The organism is Chitinophaga sp. RAB17 (assembly GCF_052114225.1).
Lineage (GTDB): Bacteria > Bacteroidota > Bacteroidia > Chitinophagales > Chitinophagaceae > Chitinophaga.
Genome location: NZ_JBFREI010000003.1, coordinates 202,174 through 224,239, shown reverse-complemented (window position 1 = coordinate 224,239; position 22,066 = coordinate 202,174). Strand labels below are relative to the sequence as shown.

15 protein-coding genes are annotated in these 22,066 nt (G+C 45.5%); 7 read left to right on the top strand and 8 right to left on the bottom strand.

All coding sequences use genetic code 11. The features are described 5' to 3' along the window. Genes AB4Z08_RS12760 through AB4Z08_RS12740 form a run of 5 tightly spaced genes read right to left on the bottom strand, consistent with a single transcriptional unit; the run spans position 1 to position 7,343 of the window. Positions 1 to 2,862, bottom strand: a complete 2,862-nt coding sequence (locus AB4Z08_RS12760) for a tetratricopeptide repeat protein (protein WP_441574123.1) — start codon at positions 2,860 to 2,862, stop codon at positions 1 to 3. Positions 2,863 to 2,882: 20 nt separating this feature from the next. Next, complete coding sequence (locus tag AB4Z08_RS12755; RefSeq protein WP_441574122.1) at positions 2,883 to 4,361, bottom strand: glycosyltransferase family 2 protein; 1,479 nt, start codon at positions 4,359 to 4,361, stop codon at positions 2,883 to 2,885. Positions 4,362 to 4,376: 15 nt separating this feature from the next. Then, positions 4,377 to 5,807, bottom strand: coding sequence for a glycosyltransferase family 2 protein (locus AB4Z08_RS12750; RefSeq protein ID WP_441574121.1), 1,431 nt, complete (start codon positions 5,805 to 5,807; stop codon positions 4,377 to 4,379). Next, positions 5,807 to 6,958, bottom strand: a complete 1,152-nt coding sequence (locus AB4Z08_RS12745) for a HEAT repeat domain-containing protein (protein WP_441574120.1) — start codon at positions 6,956 to 6,958, stop codon at positions 5,807 to 5,809. The genes AB4Z08_RS12750 and AB4Z08_RS12745 overlap by 1 nt, the downstream gene beginning before the upstream one ends. Before the next feature lie 7 nt (positions 6,959 to 6,965). Then, positions 6,966 to 7,343, bottom strand: coding sequence for a response regulator (locus tag AB4Z08_RS12740; RefSeq protein ID WP_441574119.1), 378 nt, complete (start codon positions 7,341 to 7,343; stop codon positions 6,966 to 6,968). A 331-nt stretch (positions 7,344 to 7,674) separates the two neighbouring features. On the opposite strand from AB4Z08_RS12740, the gene AB4Z08_RS12735 reads away from it, so the two are divergent. Genes AB4Z08_RS12735 through AB4Z08_RS12720 form a run of 4 tightly spaced genes read left to right on the top strand, consistent with a single transcriptional unit; the run spans position 7,675 to position 13,582 of the window. Beyond that, positions 7,675 to 11,058 (top strand): response regulator, encoded by a 3,384-nt coding sequence (locus AB4Z08_RS12735; RefSeq protein WP_441574118.1) that lies wholly within the window; start codon positions 7,675 to 7,677, stop codon positions 11,056 to 11,058. A gap of 7 nt (positions 11,059 to 11,065) precedes the next feature. After that, complete coding sequence (locus tag AB4Z08_RS12730) at positions 11,066 to 11,887, top strand: CheR family methyltransferase (protein WP_441574117.1); 822 nt, start codon at positions 11,066 to 11,068, stop codon at positions 11,885 to 11,887. Between the two features lie 33 nt (positions 11,888 to 11,920). Beyond that, positions 11,921 to 12,472 (top strand): chemotaxis protein CheB, encoded by a 552-nt coding sequence (locus AB4Z08_RS12725; RefSeq protein ID WP_441574116.1) that lies wholly within the window; start codon positions 11,921 to 11,923, stop codon positions 12,470 to 12,472. A gap of 3 nt (positions 12,473 to 12,475) precedes the next feature. Next, positions 12,476 to 13,582, top strand: a complete 1,107-nt coding sequence (locus AB4Z08_RS12720; RefSeq protein WP_441574115.1) for a sensor histidine kinase — start codon at positions 12,476 to 12,478, stop codon at positions 13,580 to 13,582. Positions 13,583 to 13,584: 2 nt separating this feature from the next. Here AB4Z08_RS12720 and AB4Z08_RS12715 read toward each other — a convergent pair whose 3' ends face one another. The 3 genes from AB4Z08_RS12715 to AB4Z08_RS12705 all read right to left on the bottom strand — a co-directional run bounded on the left by AB4Z08_RS12715 (position 13,585) and on the right by AB4Z08_RS12705 (position 16,409). After that, positions 13,585 to 14,418 carry a hypothetical protein gene (locus AB4Z08_RS12715; protein ID WP_441574114.1) on the bottom strand — a complete coding sequence of 278 codons (834 nt, stop codon included), beginning with the start codon at positions 14,416 to 14,418 and terminating at the stop codon, positions 13,585 to 13,587. Positions 14,419 to 14,443: 25 nt separating this feature from the next. Beyond that, entirely contained in the window at positions 14,444 to 15,244 is an 801-nt protein-coding gene (locus AB4Z08_RS12710; RefSeq protein ID WP_441574113.1) for an alpha/beta fold hydrolase, read from the bottom strand. A 172-nt stretch (positions 15,245 to 15,416) separates the two neighbouring features. Then, positions 15,417 to 16,409 (bottom strand): YncE family protein, encoded by a 993-nt coding sequence (locus AB4Z08_RS12705; protein ID WP_441574112.1) that lies wholly within the window; start codon positions 16,407 to 16,409, stop codon positions 15,417 to 15,419. Positions 16,410 to 16,544: 135 nt separating this feature from the next. Here AB4Z08_RS12705 and AB4Z08_RS12700 point away from each other — a divergent pair, with 135 nt between their 5' ends. From AB4Z08_RS12700 to AB4Z08_RS12690, 3 genes are all read left to right on the top strand, one after another. Then, positions 16,545 to 17,090, top strand: a complete 546-nt coding sequence (locus AB4Z08_RS12700; protein WP_441574637.1) for an RNA polymerase sigma factor — start codon at positions 16,545 to 16,547, stop codon at positions 17,088 to 17,090. A 69-nt stretch (positions 17,091 to 17,159) separates the two neighbouring features. After that, the gene (locus AB4Z08_RS12695; protein WP_441574111.1) at positions 17,160 to 18,116 is read left to right on the top strand and encodes a FecR family protein; all 957 of its coding nucleotides are present in this window, start codon (positions 17,160 to 17,162) and stop codon (positions 18,114 to 18,116) included. Between the two features lie 441 nt (positions 18,117 to 18,557). After that, positions 18,558 to 22,046, top strand: a complete 3,489-nt coding sequence (locus AB4Z08_RS12690; protein ID WP_441574110.1) for a SusC/RagA family TonB-linked outer membrane protein — start codon at positions 18,558 to 18,560, stop codon at positions 22,044 to 22,046. Positions 22,047 to 22,066: the final 20 nt, after the last annotated feature.

Genomic DNA, 22,066 nt, shown 5'->3' with positions numbered 1-22,066 from the left:
TTAAAATTTCCGCTGAAGCGTTACATAAATGTCGTACTGGTTCTGGAACCCGGTGTCACTGATCTTCTGATTAATCCAGGTACCATATAATCCCAGTGTAGTCCGGTAGTGAAATACTTTCTGGTAGCCTGCGCCCACGCTATGTGTCAGCAAACCGGTAAGATTAGGGAAATTTACCAGCCTGCTCCTGTCATCTGGTGAGGTACCCAGTCCCGCTACCACCTGTAGGTAATCCTGCCGCCTGTTCATATAATAACGGGTGGTCAGGTTAAATGCGGTATAGCTTTTAGGCGACTCACTGATCACAAATCCCCGGAGGTTCACCCAGAAATCACCAAATGGCTTTGCTACAGAAATCACACCGGAAATGCTGCTGGTGCTATCAAGGTTCAGGTAACGTCCACCCAGTTCCACTTCAATTTCTTTTTTAAATGTTTTGAAAATAGAATACGCAGCACGCAACTGTGGAAATACAGTTTTGTTGGAGTATGCCACCATACCGTAGGAGTATAGTTTAGTGTTGTGGGTATAATACATTTCTGCCAATCCCTGTAAGCCGTTGCCGGTTTGCCTGCCGGCATAGTTCAGCTGCACCGCATAAGAACCCCGCTTAATAAAACGCCGGTATTCTATTGTCGCGATGTTGTATTTATTATCTGAATAATCGTAGCTGGAATTGAGGTAGTATAAACCAAATTGGTTCTTCAATGTTTTACTTTGCAGGTAATCGTGGTAGTCAGTGTTCACTGCAGTAGGTTGTAATTTTACCACAGAATCGGCTACCAGTGCAGCAGCAGCAAAGTCTTTTTTATTTTCCAGGGTAATTGCCCGCTTCATTAAAAACGTTTCGTTACCGGGGTAGTATTTTATTCCCTGCGCGGTATACGCCAGTGCGCTGTCGTAGCGCTGTTGCCCGTTCAGAATATTGATACTGTACAGCAATGCCATAGAATCTTTATGATTCAATGCCAGCACCTGGTTAAACATGGCCAGTGCGCTATCCGGCTGTTGATTCCGCTGGTACTCCGTACCGGCAGACATCAGGCTGTTGATATATGCTGTTTTGTATTTGAGCGTATACGGATATTTAGACATGAGGTCGGCGGTGATAGCGGCAGCGGCATTATAGTCATGATTATCCTGTAATACAGAGGCCTTCTTTAAGAGAAAATCACGGTTACCGGGATAATATCCCAATGCTTTATCTGCGTAGTATAATGCGCTGTCGGGCTTGCCGGTGGCGCTTTCCAGGTTGATCATATATTCCAGGGCATCCTGGTTGGAAGGAACTATGGCCAATACCTGCTCAAATTGTTGCTTTGCCAGATCGTACTCTTCCCCCTTCATTAAAATCCTGCCGGCGGTGAGCCGCATCTCTGCCAGGTTACTACTGAAACGATTATCTGCAGGAAAACGGGCAGCCAGTTGTCCGGCTATTACTGCGGCCTCTTCGTATCTGCCGGCATCTGCCAGCACGCTGGATTTTTTCAGTAAAAAGTAGGCGTTGTCCGGGTAATAGGTGAGTGCCTGGTCCAGCACCTTTAGAGCTGCAGGTGTATTTTTTTGAGAGATGTAGGTATTGGCCAGGAGATTCAGTACGGTGGTATCGTTAGGATTCACTTTCAGGGCACTTTCAAAAGATGCTAATGCCAGATCGTATTGTTGCTGCGCCAAATACTCGCGACCACCGGCCGTTTGCAGCAGTACCAGCCTTTCTTTTAACTCCGGATTAGGTGCGCGCTGATATAGCAACTCAGCCAAAGCGGCGGCAGTACTGTATTTATGATCGCCTTCCAGTACATCCAATTTTAATGCCAGCAGGCGGGTGTCAGTAGGATTGTTTTTTAAGCCCCTGTTAATCCAGGCCAGCGCTTCTTTGTAGGCGCCCCTGGCCATGCTGTAACCAATCAGTTTATCCAGTGCTTCGCGGTTGCCGGGATTTTTTTCCAGCACGCCTTCATATAACGTATAGGGGTCAGTGTTAGCATAGTAGGTGGCTGCTTCCATCCGCAGAGATGTTTCCAGCGTGCGGGCTTTGGCATCGCCGGGGTATCGCCGTAGTATTTCCTGCAGCGTGCTGAGTGCTTCTGCATAGGCATGCATTTCCTGTAAAATGCCCAGCTTGCGCATCAGCAAATCATAAGAACCCGGATAGGCGGTGAGGCCTTCATTCACCTGGTCCAGCGCCGACTGGTAGCTGCCGCCTTTGATCGCCGCAGCAAGACTGGCTTCCCTGGCCTGCTGGTTGCGGGGATCTACCAGCAATACTTTATCATAGCTCTGCCTGGCCATGCCGGTATTACCGAGTTGCTGATAGTATCGGCCACTCAGGAGATAATGTTCTATATAGGAATTCCTGACAGTCGTGTCTTCCGGGTATTTGCTCATCAGTGTTTCCGCTAACTCATTGCCACGATAGGTTTTATGTTGTACATCCAGTATCCCTAATTTCTTCAGCATAAAATCCAGGCTGCCCGGAAAAACACTGAGCGCTTCATCTGCATAACATTCTGCTTCGGTATACCGGCCGGTAGTCAATTCTACATTGATGGCATAGTAATAAGCATCCCGGTAACGGGGGTTTTTAGTCAATACTTCTTTAAAATATTTGCGGGAAAGGTCATATTGTTTGGTGAGCATGTATAACCTGGCCAGCAGCAATTGCTGATCAATAAAGTCTGGTTGCTGTTGTAATGCCTGCTTCGACAGGGCAATGGCCTTGTCGTAGTGCTGTTGTTTTGTTTCAGCTATTGCCTGATCATACAGTCCTTCTGCATTATTCTTCTGCTTAAAAACCTGCGCCTGCGTTTGTAACGCCAAACACACTACTATACCTGTTAACAGATGTTTTAATACAGCCATTGCTTTTCTTATTTATAAGTTTACTTTCTTTTACCAAACCCTTGTCTTTGCATATTTCCCCAGGCAGTTTTTTTACCAATAAGAAAATACCAGTATCCCCGGAGCGCAAAAAATACGATCAGCGGATGGTAGATCAATGGTTCAAAAAAGGCCATGAATGCCAGTCCGATTACTTCCCACCAGGTTTTGTAATAGCCATAGGTAATCTGATCCCAGCAGATAGCCAGGGTGGTGATCATCACTGAATACAGGTATACAAACAGCAATAGGATGATCGCATATTGCCAGTTTACCTGATGTGTTATGATCAGGTAGATATAGTAAAGGATTCCGGTAAATTCAATAATCGGCGCGAGGAATTCGAAAAACAGGTTGTAGGGTAATACTACCAGTCCCAGTTTTTTATACCGCGGATTAAAAAATATTTTCCTGTGAATAGTAATGATCTCTGCGAGGCCACGTCCCCAGCGGGTACGCTGCCGGCTAAATACTTTCATATTGGGCGGCCCCTCTGTCCAGCATTGTGTGGTGGGAATATAGCGGATCGCATATTTCACTTTGTTGTCTAACATGTAGGCACACATGCGGGTCACAATATCCATGTCTTCCGCAAAAGAGGAGTGGTCATAACCACCGGCTTTGATCGCTATTTCTTTATCGAATAATCCCAGTCCACCGGATACGTTGGGTACACTGTTCAAACCACTCCATCCCATTTTTCCCAGTACATAGGCCCTGATATATTCCATCTCCTGGAAACGGGGCAGCAACTTTTCGGGGGGGCGTACCCTTACAATGACTCCATCATCTATCTCTGTGGAATTGGCAATACGCAGGGTTGCGCCGGTGGCGATTACCTGCCTGCTATCTTCCACTACATGCACATAACCGCACTGAGGGCAAGGTTCGCCTACTTCTTTGGTTTGCTTATGCTCTTCATCCATGAATGGTTTTATCATGCGTAGGAGCGTATCTTTCTCTATAATACAATCCACATCGGTACACAGGAAATAGTCAAATGCGGCAGCATTGATACCGGCGTTGGATGCATCGGCCTTACTTTTACCATTCACTTTGTCAATGACCAGGAGCTTGTCGTAGGCGGTGTTGGTAGATTTAAAAAGACGCTTTACCGGCTTGGTAACAATCCTTTCATTATAGGCAAAGTCTACCGGCACCAGTTCAAATTCATGGATCAGTTTCTCCAGTGTATCGTCTGTGCTGCCATCATTTACAATGATCACTTCAAAACGTGTATAGTTCAGCGTTAGCAGGGAGCGAACGTTCATTATAATGGTAACACCTTCATTAAAGGCGGGGGCAATCACTGAAATACCCGGTGTGAGCGGGGAATCCAGCAGGTGATCATAATTGGTAAAACTGTTCTTTTTGCGAAAGCGTATAATGCCACGATAGGACATATAAGCCAGCAGGGCGTACATGAACAATAGCGTAACACCATATATAAATACACCTCCTTCAAAAATGGTTCTTAGCATACGATTCTCTTTTCTTTATTTCTTCTTTCCAAAACCTTGCCGCTGCATATTACCCCAGGTACTTCTTCTTCCGGTCAGGAAATTATAATAACCACGCAATGAATTAATCACAATGAGCGGGTGATACAGTAAAAATTCCATAAAGGGAGTGAAACAGAGATAAGCCACTTCTTTCCATGTTTTATAATAACGGAAGGAAAGCTGATCCCATAATATGGAAATGGTAGTGATCATGATGGAATAGGTATACACGAAAAGCAGTAACAGCAAGGCATATGGCCAGTTGATTCTGTCAGATGCTGCCAGGATGATGTATACAATGATGCCGGTGAACTCAATCAGTGGTGCCAGTAATTCAAAAAAGAAATTGAACGGAAATACGATTAACCCCATTTTGCCGTAGCGCGGATTCAGGAACATGCTGAAGTGGGCAGCCATTAATTGTGCAAGTCCCCGCGACCAGCGTACGCGTTGCCGGCTCAATATTTTAACAGAGGATGGTGCTTCCGTCCAGCAAAGGGTTTTAGGAATGTAACGCACGGCATAGGAAATCCGGTTGTCGTGCGCATACCGGCACATCCTGGTGAGGAGTTCCATATCTTCCCCGAAAGAAAGATGATCGTACCCGCCACAACGTGTGGCTACTTCCCTGTCAAATAATCCCAGTCCGCCGGATACGTTAGGTACACAGTTGATGTAGCTCCAGCCCATTTTTCCCAATACAAAGGAGCGGATATATTCTACTTCCTGGAAACGTGGTAATAATTGTTTAGGTGGCCGCATCCTGGTCATCACACCCTCGTCAAATTCAGAGGAGTTGGCAATACGCAACGTGGCGCCAACGGCGATTACCCGCTTCTTTTCTTCCTGCATTACCGGCCGGATGAGCTCCAGCAGGGTATCTTTATGAAGAATACAGTCTACATCCGTACAAACAAAATAGTCGAAAGCCGCTACGTTGATACCGGCATTCACCGCATCTGCTTTACTTTTCCCGTTTATTTTATCTATTACCAGCAGGGAAGAATAAGCAGGGTCGGTAGACTTATATATATTACGTACCGGCCTGGTAAGAATCTTTATATTATAGGCAAAGTCTACCGGGACTATTTTAAATTCATTGATCAGTTGTTCCATGGTATCATCCGTACTGCCATCATTGATGATGATGATCTCGTAACGGGGATAGTTGAGCGTTAGCAGGGAACGTACATTAGATACAATAGTGAGCCCTTCATTGAAGGCAGGTGCGAGGATGGTGATACCCGGCGCCATAGGGGAGCTGGATAGAATATTCAGCTGATGATCGTTGTTCCGTTTAACATACCTGCGGATGGCCAGCATTGATAAGATAGCGAGCAATGCATAGGTAAACAATAACACCAATCCATATACGAAAAGTGTGTTTTCATAAATCCTGCCTGCTGTTTCTAAAAGTCCATTCATCAGTATTTGATTAACGGGTTCATACAATGTTTCAGGATGAGCAGATTTTCGGGGTCTGCAGTATCCAGTAGTTCCTGTAATACCTGGCTGGCGATCCATTCATTTTTTACAATGGATTTGGCGGCACTTTTACGCAAATCAAAATCGGTGGAATGCAGGAATTCCTGTTTCAGGAAGTCGATGTGCTGCCCGCTGCCAATGCGTCCCAGCGCTTTCAGTATTTCTATCTGGCAATGCAGGGGTTGACTGCTGTAAATAGCCACCAGCTTATCTTCCACATCAGGTACTTTCAATTTTCCGAGGCAGTTAATCGCATCCGCACGGAGGTAATGGTCTTTGGTATCCAGCAGCTTTTTTACGGCCGGTACCGCCGGCAACTGGTTGTAGTGAATGATGAGCTTTAAACAGAACGATACCACGCTCTTGTTGGAAGAGTAAGTGATCCATCGCGCAAAATTGGGGATGGCGATATCTTCGGTAGTGGTGATGATGCGGAATAATTCTACCTGGTCCCACATCAGCAGCGGATCTGTTACCACATCAAAAAATTTGAACGGCTCATTTTTACTGAGCTTGATATAGGCATGTCTGGCAGCAGCCCTCAACTCACGGTTATGGCTATTCGTTAATGGTAATATGGATACGTCGGCAATAGGAATGTCCATGTTGATGAATTCTGTCAGTGCCCGTACTTTCCGCTCCCACCTGGACGATTTCATCTGCTTGATATTATCCTTATCCAATTCCAGTTGCAAGTATAGCGTCCGCAAAAGATGTCCGGCATTGCCTCTCACATTCCGGCGGAAATGGATGATACGGTCGGTGGTAGCCTGTCTGGCCCATTTTTTTTGCAGCGGTAATTTCCAGAATCCTTCCAGGTTCAGTTCTACCCGGTCCGGATGAGTGTTGGCAAGTGGATCCTGATTTGCCAGTACTTCCTCAATGATCAGGTTGTCCAGTGTAGGTAGGAGTGATGCCAGTCTTTTTGCACGCTGATAGCCCCGGTAACGGTTTCTTAAAATTGAGAAATAGGCCAGTAGCGTAATCACAGCAGCAATTATAATAAATATCATCGCCAGCTGTATGGCCAGTGGCGCTCCCTGGAACAGGTTCCAGGCTGGTTCCAGGAAAGCAGGTACTTGTATGTCCAATATCCAGCTATTTAGTCTTCATTAATAATCTTTTCACCCTTATCAATAATTCCGCAGGAATGATGGGCTTCTTCAGGAAGTCATCGGCGCCCAGTTTAAAACCCTCCATGATCATATCTTCATTACCTGCATTGGAAACGATGATAACAGGAATGGGCTTTTCCCTGTCAGGACTTTTTACTTTACTGAGAATTTCAAACCCGTTGGCATATGGCATCATAATGTCCGTAATGATCAGGTCATAGCCGTAATTGGTGGCCTCCAGTTTTTCAAACGCTTCTTTGCCATTGGACACGTGGTCCAGTTCATATTCAGTGGAGGCAAGAATTCTGGCAACTATCTTCGGCATGATCTCGTCATCTTCTACTAACAATATTTTACTCATAGTGGGCTGAATTTAATCCGGTAAACAATGCAGGTGCCGCATTGTTTAAGATGTACGGATGTATGATGAAATTTGGTTTTGATGGTATGCATTAAATCAGGAATATGATTTTTTTTAGTTGTTGCAATCACTCAACAATTCATTTGCGTAGATATATACATTAAAAGCATATGGTTAGGTTTTTCACAGACGGTATAATTTTTTTAAATTAATGTCAAAACTGATACGTTGCGTTTTGCAAAGGTATTGAATATGAAGGCATTTCGGTACATTTATACCTAATATAACAATTTTACAAAACACAACAATTACCTTTTTTTCGCATTCAACGATGAAGATCTCACTGGTTAACAGACTGTACCTTGGCTTTTCCCTTGTGGTATTACTTGTAATACTGGGAGGATTTCTAACCTGGCGCACATTCGATACACAAACGGAGGAAGCAGGATGGGTGCAACATACGTACCGTGTACTTAATAATTCAGAAAGGGTGCAGCGACTGTTGTTTGATATGGAAGCGGCCAGGCGCGGGTTTCGCAGCACGTTCGAGCATCGGTACCTGCAGCCGTATGAATTGGCGTTACCCAAAGTAGCACCAGCATTAAATGATCTGCGCACCATGGTGGAGGATAATCCGGTACAGGTAAAGAACATAGACTCTCTCGAAGACGATGTGAACCACCTGTTAAGCTTCTGGAATGAGCTGGATCATGTCGCGGATGCACAACGTTTTAAAGATAACGCTAACATCACGGAGAAAGAAACGCTGCTAATGGACAAAGTGCGGGCGAAGATTGGTGCTGTAAATGCGGAAGAGCGCCGGCTGCTGGCACTCCGGGAAGAAGTCAAGAAAGATTCTTTCGGTAAAGCCGTCAAAGCGCTGCTATTTAATAATGCTTTTATCCTGCTCGTAGGTTTTATCCTGATGAGGATTACGTATACGGAGTTCAGAAGAAGATTGAAAGCCCAGGATGCACTTAACAGTAAGCTGGATGAGGTGGTAGATCTGAATGCAGCCGCCAATGAAAGAAACTGGCTGCTCACCGGTGTAAATAATATGAATGAGAGCTTACAGGGAATCCATAACCGGGATGAACTGGTAGGTAAATGCATAGATACCCTAACCGGTTTTGCCAGTTTTGCTGCCGGCGCCTTTTATTGTTATGATGACGTACATAATAATCTTCGTTTAACCTCGGCAGTTAGTATGCCGGCAGCTATACCTGGTATTGTTGCTATGAATGATGGTTTCCTGGGAACTGCTGCCAATAGCAGGACTATCCGCGTGATCCACGATCTGCCGGCTACGTACTTGCAACTGGGCTCCGCCAGCGGCAAGGCTATCCCCGGCTCTGTGGTAATGGTGCCACTGTGGATAGAAGATGAATTGCTGGGTGTGATAGAACTGGCCAGCTTTAAGGAAGTAACCCCGCTGCAGCTCCGCCTGCTGGAACTGCTGGAAAAAGATATATCCGTGGCCGTTAATGCGGCCAACGCCCGGAGTAAAGTATTGTTATTATTGCAACAGGTACAGGAACAAAAGGAAATCCTGATCAGTCAGCAGGAAGAACTGCGGCAATCGAACGAAGAACTGAGCCGGCAATCGGAAGTACTACAGGCTTCCGAAGAAGAACTACGGGTGCAGGAAGAGGAAATGCGGCAAGTGAATGCGGAAGTTAATGAGAAGAACAAAGCGCTGGAAGCCGCCAGGGGCGCTCTTGCCGTAAAGGCGGCTGAACTGGAAGCCAGCAGCCGCTATAAATCAGAGTTCCTGGCAAATATGTCGCATGAGTTGCGCACACCACTCAACAGCGTATTGATCCTTGCCAAAATGCTGCAGGAAAATAAAGGCAAAAATCTTACGGAAAAACAAATGGAATACGCCGGCATCATTTATAAATCGGGTTCAGATCTGCTGCACCTGATCAATGATGTACTCGACTTATCTAAAATAGAAGCAGGTAAAGTAGAGATGAACTTCGAAGAGGTAACCGTTACCAGCATTATGGACGACCTCTCTGATCTTTTCGATGTCATCTCCGCTGAGAAGAAAATCCAATTTATCAAAAATATTGCGCCGGATGTTCCCGCTATCATCGTTACAGATAAACTCCGGCTGCAACAGGTGATCCGCAACCTGTTGTCCAACTCCTTTAAATTTACCCCCGCAGGTGGCATTATCAGTATTTCCTGGTATAAGAGTGACGCCAACGCCATAGGTATCAGTGTTACCGATACTGGCCCGGGTATACCTGCCGATAAACAGGAACTGGTATTTAATGCCTTTCATCAGGGCGATGGCACTACCAACCGCAAATACGGAGGGACCGGTCTGGGCCTCAGCATCAGTAGGGAACTAATGCTCCTACTGCATGGCCAGATCCGCCTGGATAGCAGTACTTCGGCCGGCAGCACTTTCTCTGTTGTGATTCCTGCAGATGGCAAAATATTACCGACCGCAGAACAGGTGGTAACCACACCGGAAATCTCCACGGCCATAGCTTTACCTGCTGCTACAGTGGAAGATGACCGTAACAATATCAGCAAGCAGGATAAACTGATACTGATTATTGAAGATGATATCTATTTCGCAGATATACTCCGGGATTTTGCCCGCAATAAAGGCTTTAAAACTATTGTGGCACATAACGGACAGGATGGATTAGCCTATGCCCGCAAATACTTACCAGCAGCCATTATACTGGATATGAACCTGCCTGTTATCGATGGCCGCAGCATCCTGAAAATTCTGAAAAGCAGTGACGAGTTGAGTAAAATACTGGTCCATGTGGTAACGGGTGCCGACATACAGGGAATCGCAGAAGATAACATCCACGGTTATACGAGAAAGCCGCTGGAGCTGAAAGATATGGAAGAAGTGTTCGCCAGCATCAGCTCACAGATACAGGCCCGGCTGAAGAAAGTATTACTCATATCCGCAGGACCGTTGAGTGCCGACGCCGCGCTCAAAACAAAAAGCGATGAAAGAAACCTGGAAACACAATATGATATCGCTGCTGGTATCAACCCGGCATCGTCATTACTGGCAGCGAAAAAATATGATGCCGTTATCGTAGAAATTGGCCACGACTTAAATGCCGGCATCGCACAGTTACAGGCGCTTACCCAGATACCGGAATCGGGAAATACACCACTTATCGTGTATCTCGACCAGGATATTACCAGCAATGAAGAACAACAACTGAAGAAATATGCGTCAGCTATCGTACGCAACTCTTCGCATTCCACGGATCGCCTGATGGACGAACTGGAACTGTTTCTCTATAAGCTACAGAAAAAAGCAAGTGTGGAAAATATTCCGCTGGAAGGAATGGAAAGTACATTGTCCGGCAAAAAGGTATTACTGGCAGATGATGATATGCGCAATGTTTTTTCTATCAGTGCCCTGATGGAAGAGCAGGGGATTGAGGTGCTGACTGCTGCCGATGGCAGGGAGGCGCTGGATATATTACAACAGCATCCACACCTGGATCTTGTGCTGATGGATATTATGATGCCGGAAATGGATGGCTATGAAGCGATGAGACGTATACGTGCAGACGCCCGGTTTCAACAATTACCTGTCATCGCATTAACGGCTAAAGCTATGGCCGGCGATCGCCAGAAATGTATGGAGGCGGGCGCTTCAGACTACATAGCCAAACCAGTGGATAACATTAAACTGCTATCCTTGTTAAGGGTATGGTTATCATAACAGGCCTATGATAGAAGACATCAGCAACAGCGATTATACGGATCTGGTGAAGATAATTCAACAGCGATATGGTTATGATTTTACAGATTATGCTCCCGCTTCGTTGAAACGCCGATTCATCCGGTTTACAGGTTATGCACATATCGACAGCGTCTTTGAATTAAAGCACCGGTTGCTGAATGAAAACGGCTTTTTTCAGGAAATGGTCCAGTATATTACTGTGAACGTGACAGAAATGTTCCGGGATCCATCTTTCTATAAAACACTCCGGGAGCAGGTATTACCAAGACTGGCATCATATCCTATTATAAAAATATGGCATGCAGGCTGCGCATCGGGTGAAGAAGTATATTCTATGGCTATCCTGCTGGAAGAAGCCGGACTGCTGGACAGATGTCGTATATACGCGACCGATATGAATGCCGCTAATCTCCGGAAAGCAGAAAATGGTGTCATCAACCTGAAAGACATGAAAGACTATACCTATAACTATATGCAGTCTGGAGGAATAAATGATTTCTCTAATTATTATACGGCGGGTTATGATAATGCGATTATACAGCCGGCCTTACGGCGCAACATTATTTTTTTTCAGCATAATCTGGTGACAGATCAGGTGTTCAATGAATTTCAACTCATCTGTTGCCGGAATGTTTTTATATATTTTAACAGAACACTGCAGGAACGCGTAGTTAAATTATTTTATGAAAGCTTAACTTCGTTAGGTTACCTTGCATTAGGTATTAAAGAGTCATTGTTATATAATGAAGAGCGGTATAAATTTGAACCAGTGAGCATTTCAAATAAGATTTTCAGACGCAAAGTATAGTCATTGACGCTTTCTCACAAATACAGTATCCTCATGATCGGCGGTTCTGCCGGGAGTATGCCTGTATTGGTGGAGTTACTGAATCAGTTGCCATCTCCCTTTTTTATACCTGTAGTGATCATTCTGCATCGGTTAAAAAATGTAGAGAGCGAACTGAACAGATTGTTATCTGTGCAACAAACCATTGTAGAACCAGAAGACAAAGAAGCATTATTACCAGGAAATATTTACCTGGCCCCGCAAAACTATCATTTGCTCATAGAAGATGATAGTACCTTTTCCCTCGATTATTCTGAACCGGTAAATTATAGTCGCCCTGCTATTGACCTGAGCTTTAGCAGTGCCGTTAGTGTGTTTGGCCCTGCCGTGCTGGGAGTTTTACTCAGCGGCGCCAATAAAGATGGCGCAGCCGGATTATGCCGCATTGTTGCTGCCGGTGGCACAGGGATTGTACAGGACCCGCTTACAGCCGGGTTTAGTATGATGCCGCAGGCCGCCATAGACCTTTGCTCCGGCGTGCAGCCGATGCCGGTAAATGACATCATTCATTATTTAAGACAAATAAGCACAGCAAATAAAAGTTGACAAATGAAGCAGCACAAACCGAAGACGTTTACCATCCTGCTGGTAGATGATAAAGCGGAAAACCTGGTATCCCTGGAACACATGCTGGAAGGAGATAACCGCGAAATCCTGAAGGCCACATCCGGTAATGAAGCATTAAAAACAGTCCTGCGTCACAATGATATCGGATTAATTATGCTCGATGTACAAATGCCCGATATGGATGGTTATGAAGTGGCGCGGTTATTACAGGCAAACCCTAAAACAAAAGATATCTCCATCATTTTTGTTACGGCTATCAACAAAGAAGAACAGTACGTGATGCGCGGTTTTGAAGAAGGTGCAGTAGATTACCTTTCAAAACCACTGGATATAAATATCACCCGGGCCAAAGTCAGCGTGTTTGAAAAACTATACCTGTATCAGCAGGAGCTGAAGGAAGCGATGGTGGAAAAAGAAAAGGTCAACAAGCAACTGGAACGTTTTATGTATGTAGTAGCCCACGATCTCAAATCTCCTCTGTCCGGCGCAATCGGCCTGCTGGCACTCATCAATGAAGATGAACGTATCCAGAGCGCCCCTGACCTGAAAGAATACATGACGATTGTTTTGGGAGCTACTAACCACCTGACAGAAATGATTACTTCTATGCTGGATTATACCCGGCAAAGTGAAATGGAACAAACCATTGAAGACGTAGATGTACATGAACTGATCGGACAATTGTCGCACTTATTATTTCCACCGGCACATATCCGCATCGAAACCGTTGATAAGCTGCCGGTGCTGGAAACCAACAAACTAAAACTGCAGCAGGTTTTTCAAAACCTTATTTCCAATGCCATCAAGTACAATGATAAGAAAGAAGGAATCATTACCATTGGAGGCACCGATAAAGGTGAGTTTCATGAATTTTACGTAAAAGATAATGGTCCTGGTGTGGCCAAACGTGATACGGACCGCATATTCAAGTTGTTTGAAAGACTGGATAATGATGGTAAGGGCGATGGCACAGGGATCGGTTTAAATATCTTCAAGCTGTTGGTAGAAGAGCAGGGAGGCAAGGTATGGGTCGAATCTCAGCCAGGAGAGGGTAGTACTTTTTATTTCCTCTGGAGGCAACGGTATTAGTATTATTCAAATATCCACAGCCGGCCACTGATTTGTTGCGTGGTAACGGGTAAACAGGAGACCTTTAATGCTTTATGTTCCAGCTTCCATATCCAGTTGGTAATAGAATTTTCGGGAGAAGAAAACAGCAGTACTGCTTCTTTATAGATATCGTCTATATTCAATGCCCTGTTCCGGAGTTGCATCATCGCATCAGAAAGAATAGCCGGTAATTGTTCTCCCGGTCCTGAAAGTCCCAGCAGGGTTGCTCCTTCCTGGTTTACCCATCCGGAAAATCCATCGTTGTTAATGAACACCAATGCATACGGGATGGTATGCAGTATTGCGGCAAAACGGATGGCTACCCGCTGAAAGTACAGCTGTTGCTGAGAATGCAGCAGTATTTCTTTCAGGCGTAAACGGATGGTTTCTATGCATTCCAGGAAGTCATTGTCAAACTGCTGGGGCGTACTCCAGCCCAGTATCAGCAGGCTGTTGTTGGGGGTTGTATTAATGGGAATAATGATAGCAGAGGAAAAAGCCTGTAATATTTCCTGTAACACATTTTCCTTCGGCGGCGGAATGTCGCGCCAGTAAATAGTTTTAAACCCCTGTGTGTACAGCAGTTTTTTTATAGGCTCCGGGTTTAATACCATATCATTCAAATGCACGGGTGATGCACATTTCACCTTCGCTGTTTCCTCATCTTCAAATTCAAGCTGCAGGGCAATATCCGCCTCTGTAAGATTTTTTACAAGAGAAATACTGAAGGCAAGAAAAGAGGAAATATGTTTGTCCTTATCCCAGCGACTCGTTTGGTTGATAAAATTTAATGCTTTACGCTCCCAGGTACTCACAGTATGAAATTGAAGTATGAAATAATTACAGAAATGATTGTATGGCAGCAATAACTTCTTCCGGTGCACTGATATGCGGAAAATGTCCGTGGGTCTTTACTTTCATACGCCGACTGTTGGGTATGTTGGCTTCCAGGTATTCGCTGACGATGGCAGGTACCGCAATATCATTCTCTGTTTGTACCACCAGGGTAGGAATAGTGACTTTAGGCAAAGCGTCCCGGTGATCCATATAAAAGATGGCTTTTGCTACCTGTATAGCTACGTCCGGCCTTATTGCCTGCAGTGATGCTGCAAAGGCAGCGGCTAATTCCGGCCTGTCTTCATTTCGCATGGCCAGTTTAGAAAAGCCACTTGCCCAGGCATGGTAATTTCCTTCCATGGCTTCAAAAAGACTGGTCAATGCATGATTATCAAATCCACCTATATAACCATCTTTAGGATCATCCAGGTAGCGGGGACTGGAACCCAGCAGTATGAGGCGTTCTATCATACCAGGATAATGGTTGCTGGCCAGCAGACCAGTCATACCACTTACCGAGTGACCAATAAAAGTGACATTTTTTACTTCCAGTGCCTGGATAATATCTGCTATATCTGTAGCGTAACCGTTTACAGACTCATAACGTTTGGGACTGTACGCTTTCATCTCGGCTTTACCGCCGCCAACATTATCAAATAATACAATCTGGTAATCTTTTTCGAAGGCCGGGATAACTTTTGAAAAGGAGGTCTGGTCTATTCCAAATCCATGGGAAAATAGGAGGGTTTGTAGGGCATCCTGGTTACCAACCACGTGAATATTATTTCTCTGAATAATGTCCATAACAACAATTAATATTTGAAAATGATGAACTATAGCCGCTAACAACCAGGTTATTTGAGAAAGCGGACTAATCCGGATAGGGGTGCGCTATCTCGGTTTAGTCCGCTTTATTTTAGCTTTTAGAGCCGTCGGAAAGTCACATTTTCAAATATAAGTAATTCCTTCGAACCAACTACTTACTAACCTCCAGCACTTTAAATGTGCCGGGAGCAATAGTGGCGCTGGTTTTACCTGTAGCAGGTAAAAAATCAGCTACGGGCAGGTACACATGATGTGTTTGTGGATCCAGCACCAGTGTTCTGGCGCCTTTACGGGTAGGTATGGTAGCCTGGGTGATATATTTATCGGCGCTGGTTTCCTGTATTACGGATAAGGTACCTTCGCCGTTTGCCGCAAAAATGATTTTCTCCGCTGCATCAAATGCCACGCCATCGCAGCCGTCGCCAATAGGCAGCGTGGCCACAATTTTTCCGTTGTCGGCATTGAGTACTACCAGCACCTTATTATCGCAACCGGAAAATAATCGGTGGGTAGCCACGTCTATCGCCAAACCGGTAGGCGCCTCTCCTTTACCCAGGGACCAATGCGGGCCGGCAGTAAAAGTATGGGCATCTACTTTCACCACTTCACTTTTATCTTCCAGGTTAACATAAATGTTTCCCTTACCATCTGTAACCGCTGTTTCGGGACTGCCGCCCAGCGCCACGGTAGCCACTACCTGGTCATTACCGGGGTCAATGACAGTGAGGTTTGCACTGTTGCCATTACAAATAATGATTTTCTGAGAAAAAGGATCAAATAGAATAGCATCGGGCTTAGTCCCGGTTTTGATTTCTCCCAGCACCTGGTTGGTTTGAATATCAAATATGGTGGAGGTATTCAATTTGCCATTCGTGGTATATCCTTTCCGGAATTTTTCCGCAAAAGCAACACCATGTACCCCGGTGGTATTGGCAATCATACCGGTGCTGTCGCCGGTTTTTTTGTCGAGGATATTTACAGCGGTACCATGGGCCGCATATAATTGCCCGGTGACCGGGTTCAGGGCAATGTAATCCCATTTGCCGTCACCACCGGCCCTGAAGGTCCGGCTGACATGATATCCCGATTGCGCCATCACAGCGGCGGAGGACAGGAAAAAAAGAGCAGTCAACATCTGTTTCATAGCAGTGAATTATTATGCGGCAAAACTCGTGGTTGATTCTGGAGACAACCTGTAGTCTTTTTACCTAACACTAAATACCCCTTGCTTTTTTGAACCGCTTTTCTATATATTTACGTTTAAACCTTTTGGTGATTGATGCACTTGTCGGATACCGCGCTGCTGGAACGTATGCAGTTGCTGGATGATAGAGCTGCTTTTGATGAATTATATCGCCGCTACTGGGAGAAATTGTACATCGCAGCTTACGCCAGATTGCAAAATGATGCAGACGCAAAAGATTGTTTGCAGGAAGTGTTTGTGGCCCTTTGGCATAAGAGAAAGGATATCGTGATCCGGCAGCAGCTGGATGCTTACCTTTTTATTTCGCTCAAATACCGTGTGCTCAATCATCTCCGCTATCATCACAACTACCAGAAACACCTGGATGTTTTTGCAGATTTTCCAATGCCTGTTTTGCCTTCGGCAGATGACCATCTTTTTTTGACCGAAATACAGGCGGTCATTGCCGCTACAATCGCAGATATGCCGGAAAAAATGCAGGAAGTATACCTGCTGAGCCGGCGTGATGGACTATCGGTCCAGGAAACAGCCACCCGGTTGGGCATCTCCGGCCAAACAGTGAAAAATCAGCTGACCACCGCACTGAAACGGCTGAAAGACAAACTAAAGCACTACAAATAAAAAATATTTTCTCACCCTATAGTACCACCTTTTTACACAGGTGTCTTTACTACTACAAATGGTTAAAGCGTGGATGCTCAAGATAAAATAGCAAAGATCCTCCAGAGGCTTGAAACCGGAACCTGTACTCCACAAGAACTGCAATGGCTGCAGGACTGGTATGAAAACCAGTCTGAACAACCTATGCATACATTCCGGGACGATGCCCACAAGCAACAGCTGCAAACAGATATGTTACAACATATCCATGCACAGCTGGAGCAGGTACAAGCGCCCGTAGTACGGATGCGGTACCGCTGGCATATTGCTGCGGCCTTATTGACCGGAGTCGTGGGAGCGTGCAGCTGGTGGTTTCTGAGCAACTGGCAGCCCCGCCATAAAATGATTATTGTGCAGGTAGCCACCGGACAACAACAGGAACTCGTATTGCCCGACAGCTCCCGTGTATGGCTCAACGCAGGTGCCAGAATGGAATATCCGCAGGAGTTTGGCAACGTGCGCACCGTGAAACTGGATGGAGAAGGGTTCTTTGACATAAAACAGGATGAGCAACATCCATTTGAAGTGCATACGGCGGAACTGAATGTGCAGGTACTCGGTACCTCGTTTGACGTAAAGGCCTACGGCACCCTGGATGAAACACAGGTAACCGTGAAAACAGGCATGGTGAAGGTACTGCACGCACAAAAAGGACTCGATGTACTCAGTGCCAACGACCAGCTCATATTCAGCCGGTCGGCACAGCAATACATGAAATCAAAAGCAGACAACCAACAGATAAATGAATGGGCCAATGGCATGATCAGCCTTTCACAGGTAGGTTTCGCAGAACTGGCGCTCACACTGGAAAATCAATATGGCGTACATATCCGGTTTAATCCGGCAGAAATGAAACAGGACGAATATACATTGAGATGCAGCAAACAACTAACCATTACGCAGGTCCTGGACCTGGTAAGCAGCATACATCCTGTACAATATGATATAAAGGAAAAAGACATCACGATACACCGCAAAAGCTTTTAGCTATTAGCTGTTAGCTTTTAGTAAATGCAGCGGAGATAATCATATGTTGGTCTTCGCTGCATTTGCCAACAGCTAACAGCTAAAGACTAACCGCTAAAATCCGCATACAAGGAGGATGCAACCAAAATAAATAGGATGGACATGGAAGCCCATCTCTGCGATAGCTATACCCTTTAAGCAGTTAGCTATTAGCTATTAGCTTTTAGTAAATGCAGCGGAGATAATCATATGTTGTTGGTCTTCGCTGCATTTGCTAACAGCTAAAGGCTAACTGCCAAAAAAAAACCGCATCTGTTGGAGCAGACACGGTTTTAGAAAGTTATACAACAGTCAGGCAGTGATTTGCAGACACGCTTGATGACTGTTATATGCGTTTAGTTAACACTAAAATCAACCAAATATATGCAAAAATCGCTTACGCTAACTTTTATACCAGGTCTTATGAGATGGAGCGTAATGGTCACTGTTTTTATACTGGGAGGTATTAGCCTCCTGTATGCTAATAACGGGTACAGCCAACTGTTACAGCAAGTCAGAGTGACAGAAAAATTTGAGAACGAATCCCTCGCTTCCTGTGTCAAAAAACTGGAATCGGGCTACCACCTTTCTTTTGGTTATGATAACCAGGAATTGGTACGCTACCAGGTAAAGAAATTGAAATTTGTAAACGAGCGGCTGGAAAAGGTATTACAGGCTCTGCTGGAAAATACGCCACTGAAGTATGTAGAAAAAAACGACGTACTGTTGATCGTGAAACAAACAGCACCGCCTATCGTTAATTTGCAGCAAACCGGTCCCGGTAAAATAAAAGGTGTTGTCAAAGAAGGTGAACAGGGACCTCCAATACCAGGCGTTACAGTGAAAGTAGCCGGAACAAAGTATTATGCGGTCACTAATACAGAAGGTGGTTTCGAAATATCTTTGCCTGCCGGCACCTATCAACTCACATTTACATCCATCGGCTACGGTGCCGAAGAATTGAAAGCGGTGAAAGTATTGCCAGGAGCGGTGACATCAGCATCCGTAAATTTATTTATCGCGGCATCGCGTTTAACCGAAGCCGTAGTAATTGGCTATGGTGTACAGGAAAGGCGTAGCCTGCTGGGAGCGGTGGCCACCTATGATGCCAGCAGAGAACCCGGACAATCGCCACTGACCATTGATCAGGCCATGATCGGCAAACTCCCCGGTGTATTCATTGCCCCCTCCAGCGGTGTGCCGGGAGCAGCTTCCAACATCACCATTCGTGGTATCAGCACCCTCAATACCAATGGTAACTCCCCGCTGATCGTAGTGGATGGTGTACCCATTTACGGGATTGATCCCAACCTCAACACAGTGGATTATAATAAAGGTAGCTCCGCAGGATTCGCCTATGGCGGTAACCAGGTGGTAAACGAATATCGTCAGCCCACCACCTTTGAAAAAAATCCACTCGCCACCCTCAATCCGGATGATATTGAATCCGTGGAAGTATTGAAAGATGCCTATTCTACTGCCATATATGGCTCCCGCGGCTCCGCCGGCGTTATCCTGATCACTACCAAAAAAGGAGCAAAAGGGAAAATGCGTGTAGACGTACAGGTGAGTACTTCGCTGAGTAAACCACGGGAGCTGCCTGCGGTGATGACCGGCGATCAGTACGCTGATTTTTATACCGAACTTTTCCGGCAGAAAGATTCTATCGGAAAAGCTACCTCCGGCAACTGGTACACGCCTTTTAATTATAAATTTCCTAAAGGTACCAACACCAACTGGCTGAATGAAGTAGTGCGGAACGCCTATGGTAACAATGCGGTGGTATCTATGAGCGGCGGCACTGATAAGTCTAACTACTACGTGAGTCTCGGCTATAATAAAGAACAAGCCTATATCATCAATAATGATCTTACCCGTTACCAGGGCCGTGTGAACTTCGATAACCAGATGAGCAAATCGCTGAAAGTAGGTGTGAGCATGACGCTGAATCAAACCACCAACAATTCACTCAGTGCACAGAATGTATATCGTACCGCTATTCAGAAAGCACCTAACATCAGCGTATACGACAGCACGGGCAAATACAACTGGTTGAATGGTAAGAACCCCACCGGCCCGGAAGATGTATCGAACCCGGTAGGAGAGGCGAGGTCAGGTAAAAATTATAATACGGATAACCTCGTACTGGGTAATGTTTTTGCCGATCTGAAACTGCTGCCCTGGCTAAGTGCACACTCGGACGTGGGCATAGACTGGATCAGCTCCCGTGCCTATGATCGCATCATTGACCGCCCCAAAAACATAGGTGGATCTGCTACTGAAACACAACAGCAACTGCGGAAATGGGTCATCAATAACCGGCTGGACATTAATAAGGTCATTGGAAACGGACATGCCATCAGCGCCATGCTGGGACAAAGTTTTGAGAAATCGGTAGAAAATACCAATAGCGTAAACGGTAAAGGTTTCCTGAATGATGATATGCTCAGTATCCTCACTGCTACCGATAAAAGAGTGCAGAATTCACTGCAGCAGCAATGGGCACAGGTTTCTTTCCTGAGTCGCCTCAATTACGAATACAAACATAAATACATGGCGGGTGTTACTTATCGCCTGGATGGATCTTCCCGGTTCTCCGCCAATCACCGCTATGTTGGCTTCCCTTCCTTTGCAGCAGGATGGGCACTCAGTGAAGAAAGTTTCCTGAAAGGAAGTAAAGCTATTGAACAGCTGAAGTTGCGTGCCAGCGTAGGATTCACCGGTAACGATGGTGGCAACGGCTATTATGGTAACCAGGGCCAGTATGTGATCAATACTTATGGGGCTACTTACGGTAACACATCTACAATCAACAACCAACAACCAGCTAACCCCAATCTGCAATGGGAGCGTACCACCACCTGGAACATCGGTGCTGACTATAGTTTATGGAAGGGACGTATCAGTGGTTCTGTTGACTACTACCGCCGTCAAACTTCCAATGCCATCCTGCAGTCTGCATTGCCTTATTTCATGGGCTTCGACTTACAACAGCAGAACCGTGCTGACCTCACTAATAAGGGAATAGAGTTTAGTATTAACAGCCAGAATATGGTTACGAAAGATTTTAGCTGGAATACGACTTTTAATATCTCCGGTAACCGCAACATCGTTACCCGTTTGCACCAGATCGATGAAGAACAGCTGGCCGCAGAAAATGAAACCACTGGTGGTCGCTTCTGGCGCGTAGGACATTCTGCCACCGCGTTTTATTTATATGATTGGGCAGGCGTTAACAGTGCCAACGGACAACCACAGTGGTCGGACAAGAATGGCAAAGTATCTGAAGTGCCTATACAAAAACAATATCCGGATGCACCCTATGTAAACAGGAAATATATGGGAGATGCTATGCCGGTTGTTTTCGGTGGATTCGGGAATACATTTACCTGGAAAGGATTTGAGCTGAACTGCTTTTTCTCTTTCTCTGCGGGCAACAAAATGTACAACGGTGCCAAAGCAGCTATGTACAGCTACCTGGGTAGTTCCAGTGCTGCCAACAACGTGTACAATCTCTCTTCGGACTTGCTGAGCTACTGGCAGGCACCTGGTCAGAAGACCGCCATTCCTGCGCTGATCAACGCATCCAATTATTCACAGGTAGGCTTTGGTACCTCGTACGACTATACGCTGGATCGGAAGAGCTCCCGTTTCCTGGAAGATGCTTCTTTTGTAAAACTGCGTAGCCTCCTGTTGGGATATAATTTCAACAGTCAACAGTTGAGAGGTGCCAAAATATTTACCGCATTGAAATTGTATGCAGAGGTGAACAATCTCTTTATCCTCACAAAGTACTCGGGGCTGGATCCGGAAGTGAGCGCATATGGCTCTTCTGCATTGAATATGGGATATGATGAACTCACCATGCCTTCTCCACGTACCTGGAGAGTAGGTATTAAAGCATCTTTCTAAAATTATAAACTGAGCTGGAT

Bases quoted from the DNA above. Each gene is read 5' to 3' on its own strand.
- AB4Z08_RS12735 (WP_441574118.1), top strand. From the start codon at position 7,675: ATGAAGATCTCACTGGTTAACAGACTGTACCTTGGCTTTTCCCTTGTG.
- AB4Z08_RS12720 (WP_441574115.1), top strand. From the start codon at position 12,476: ATGAAGCAGCACAAACCGAAGACGTTTACCATCCTGCTGGTAGATGAT.
- AB4Z08_RS12730 (WP_441574117.1), top strand. From the start codon at position 11,066: ATGATAGAAGACATCAGCAACAGCGATTATACGGATCTGGTGAAGATA.
- AB4Z08_RS12700 (WP_441574637.1), top strand. From the start codon at position 16,545: ATGCACTTGTCGGATACCGCGCTGCTGGAACGTATGCAGTTGCTGGAT.
- AB4Z08_RS12710 (WP_441574113.1), bottom strand. From the start codon at position 15,244: ATGGACATTATTCAGAGAAATAATATTCACGTGGTTGGTAACCAGGAT.
- AB4Z08_RS12690 (WP_441574110.1), top strand. From the start codon at position 18,558: ATGAGATGGAGCGTAATGGTCACTGTTTTTATACTGGGAGGTATTAGC.
- AB4Z08_RS12750 (WP_441574121.1), bottom strand. From the start codon at position 5,807: ATGAATGGACTTTTAGAAACAGCAGGCAGGATTTATGAAAACACACTT.
- AB4Z08_RS12760 (WP_441574123.1), bottom strand. From the start codon at position 2,862: ATGGCTGTATTAAAACATCTGTTAACAGGTATAGTAGTGTGTTTGGCG.
- AB4Z08_RS12705 (WP_441574112.1), bottom strand. From the start codon at position 16,409: ATGAAACAGATGTTGACTGCTCTTTTTTTCCTGTCCTCCGCCGCTGTG.
- AB4Z08_RS12740 (WP_441574119.1), bottom strand. From the start codon at position 7,343: ATGAGTAAAATATTGTTAGTAGAAGATGACGAGATCATGCCGAAGATA.
- AB4Z08_RS12755 (WP_441574122.1), bottom strand. From the start codon at position 4,361: ATGCTAAGAACCATTTTTGAAGGAGGTGTATTTATATATGGTGTTACG.
- AB4Z08_RS12725 (WP_441574116.1), top strand. From the start codon at position 11,921: ATGATCGGCGGTTCTGCCGGGAGTATGCCTGTATTGGTGGAGTTACTG.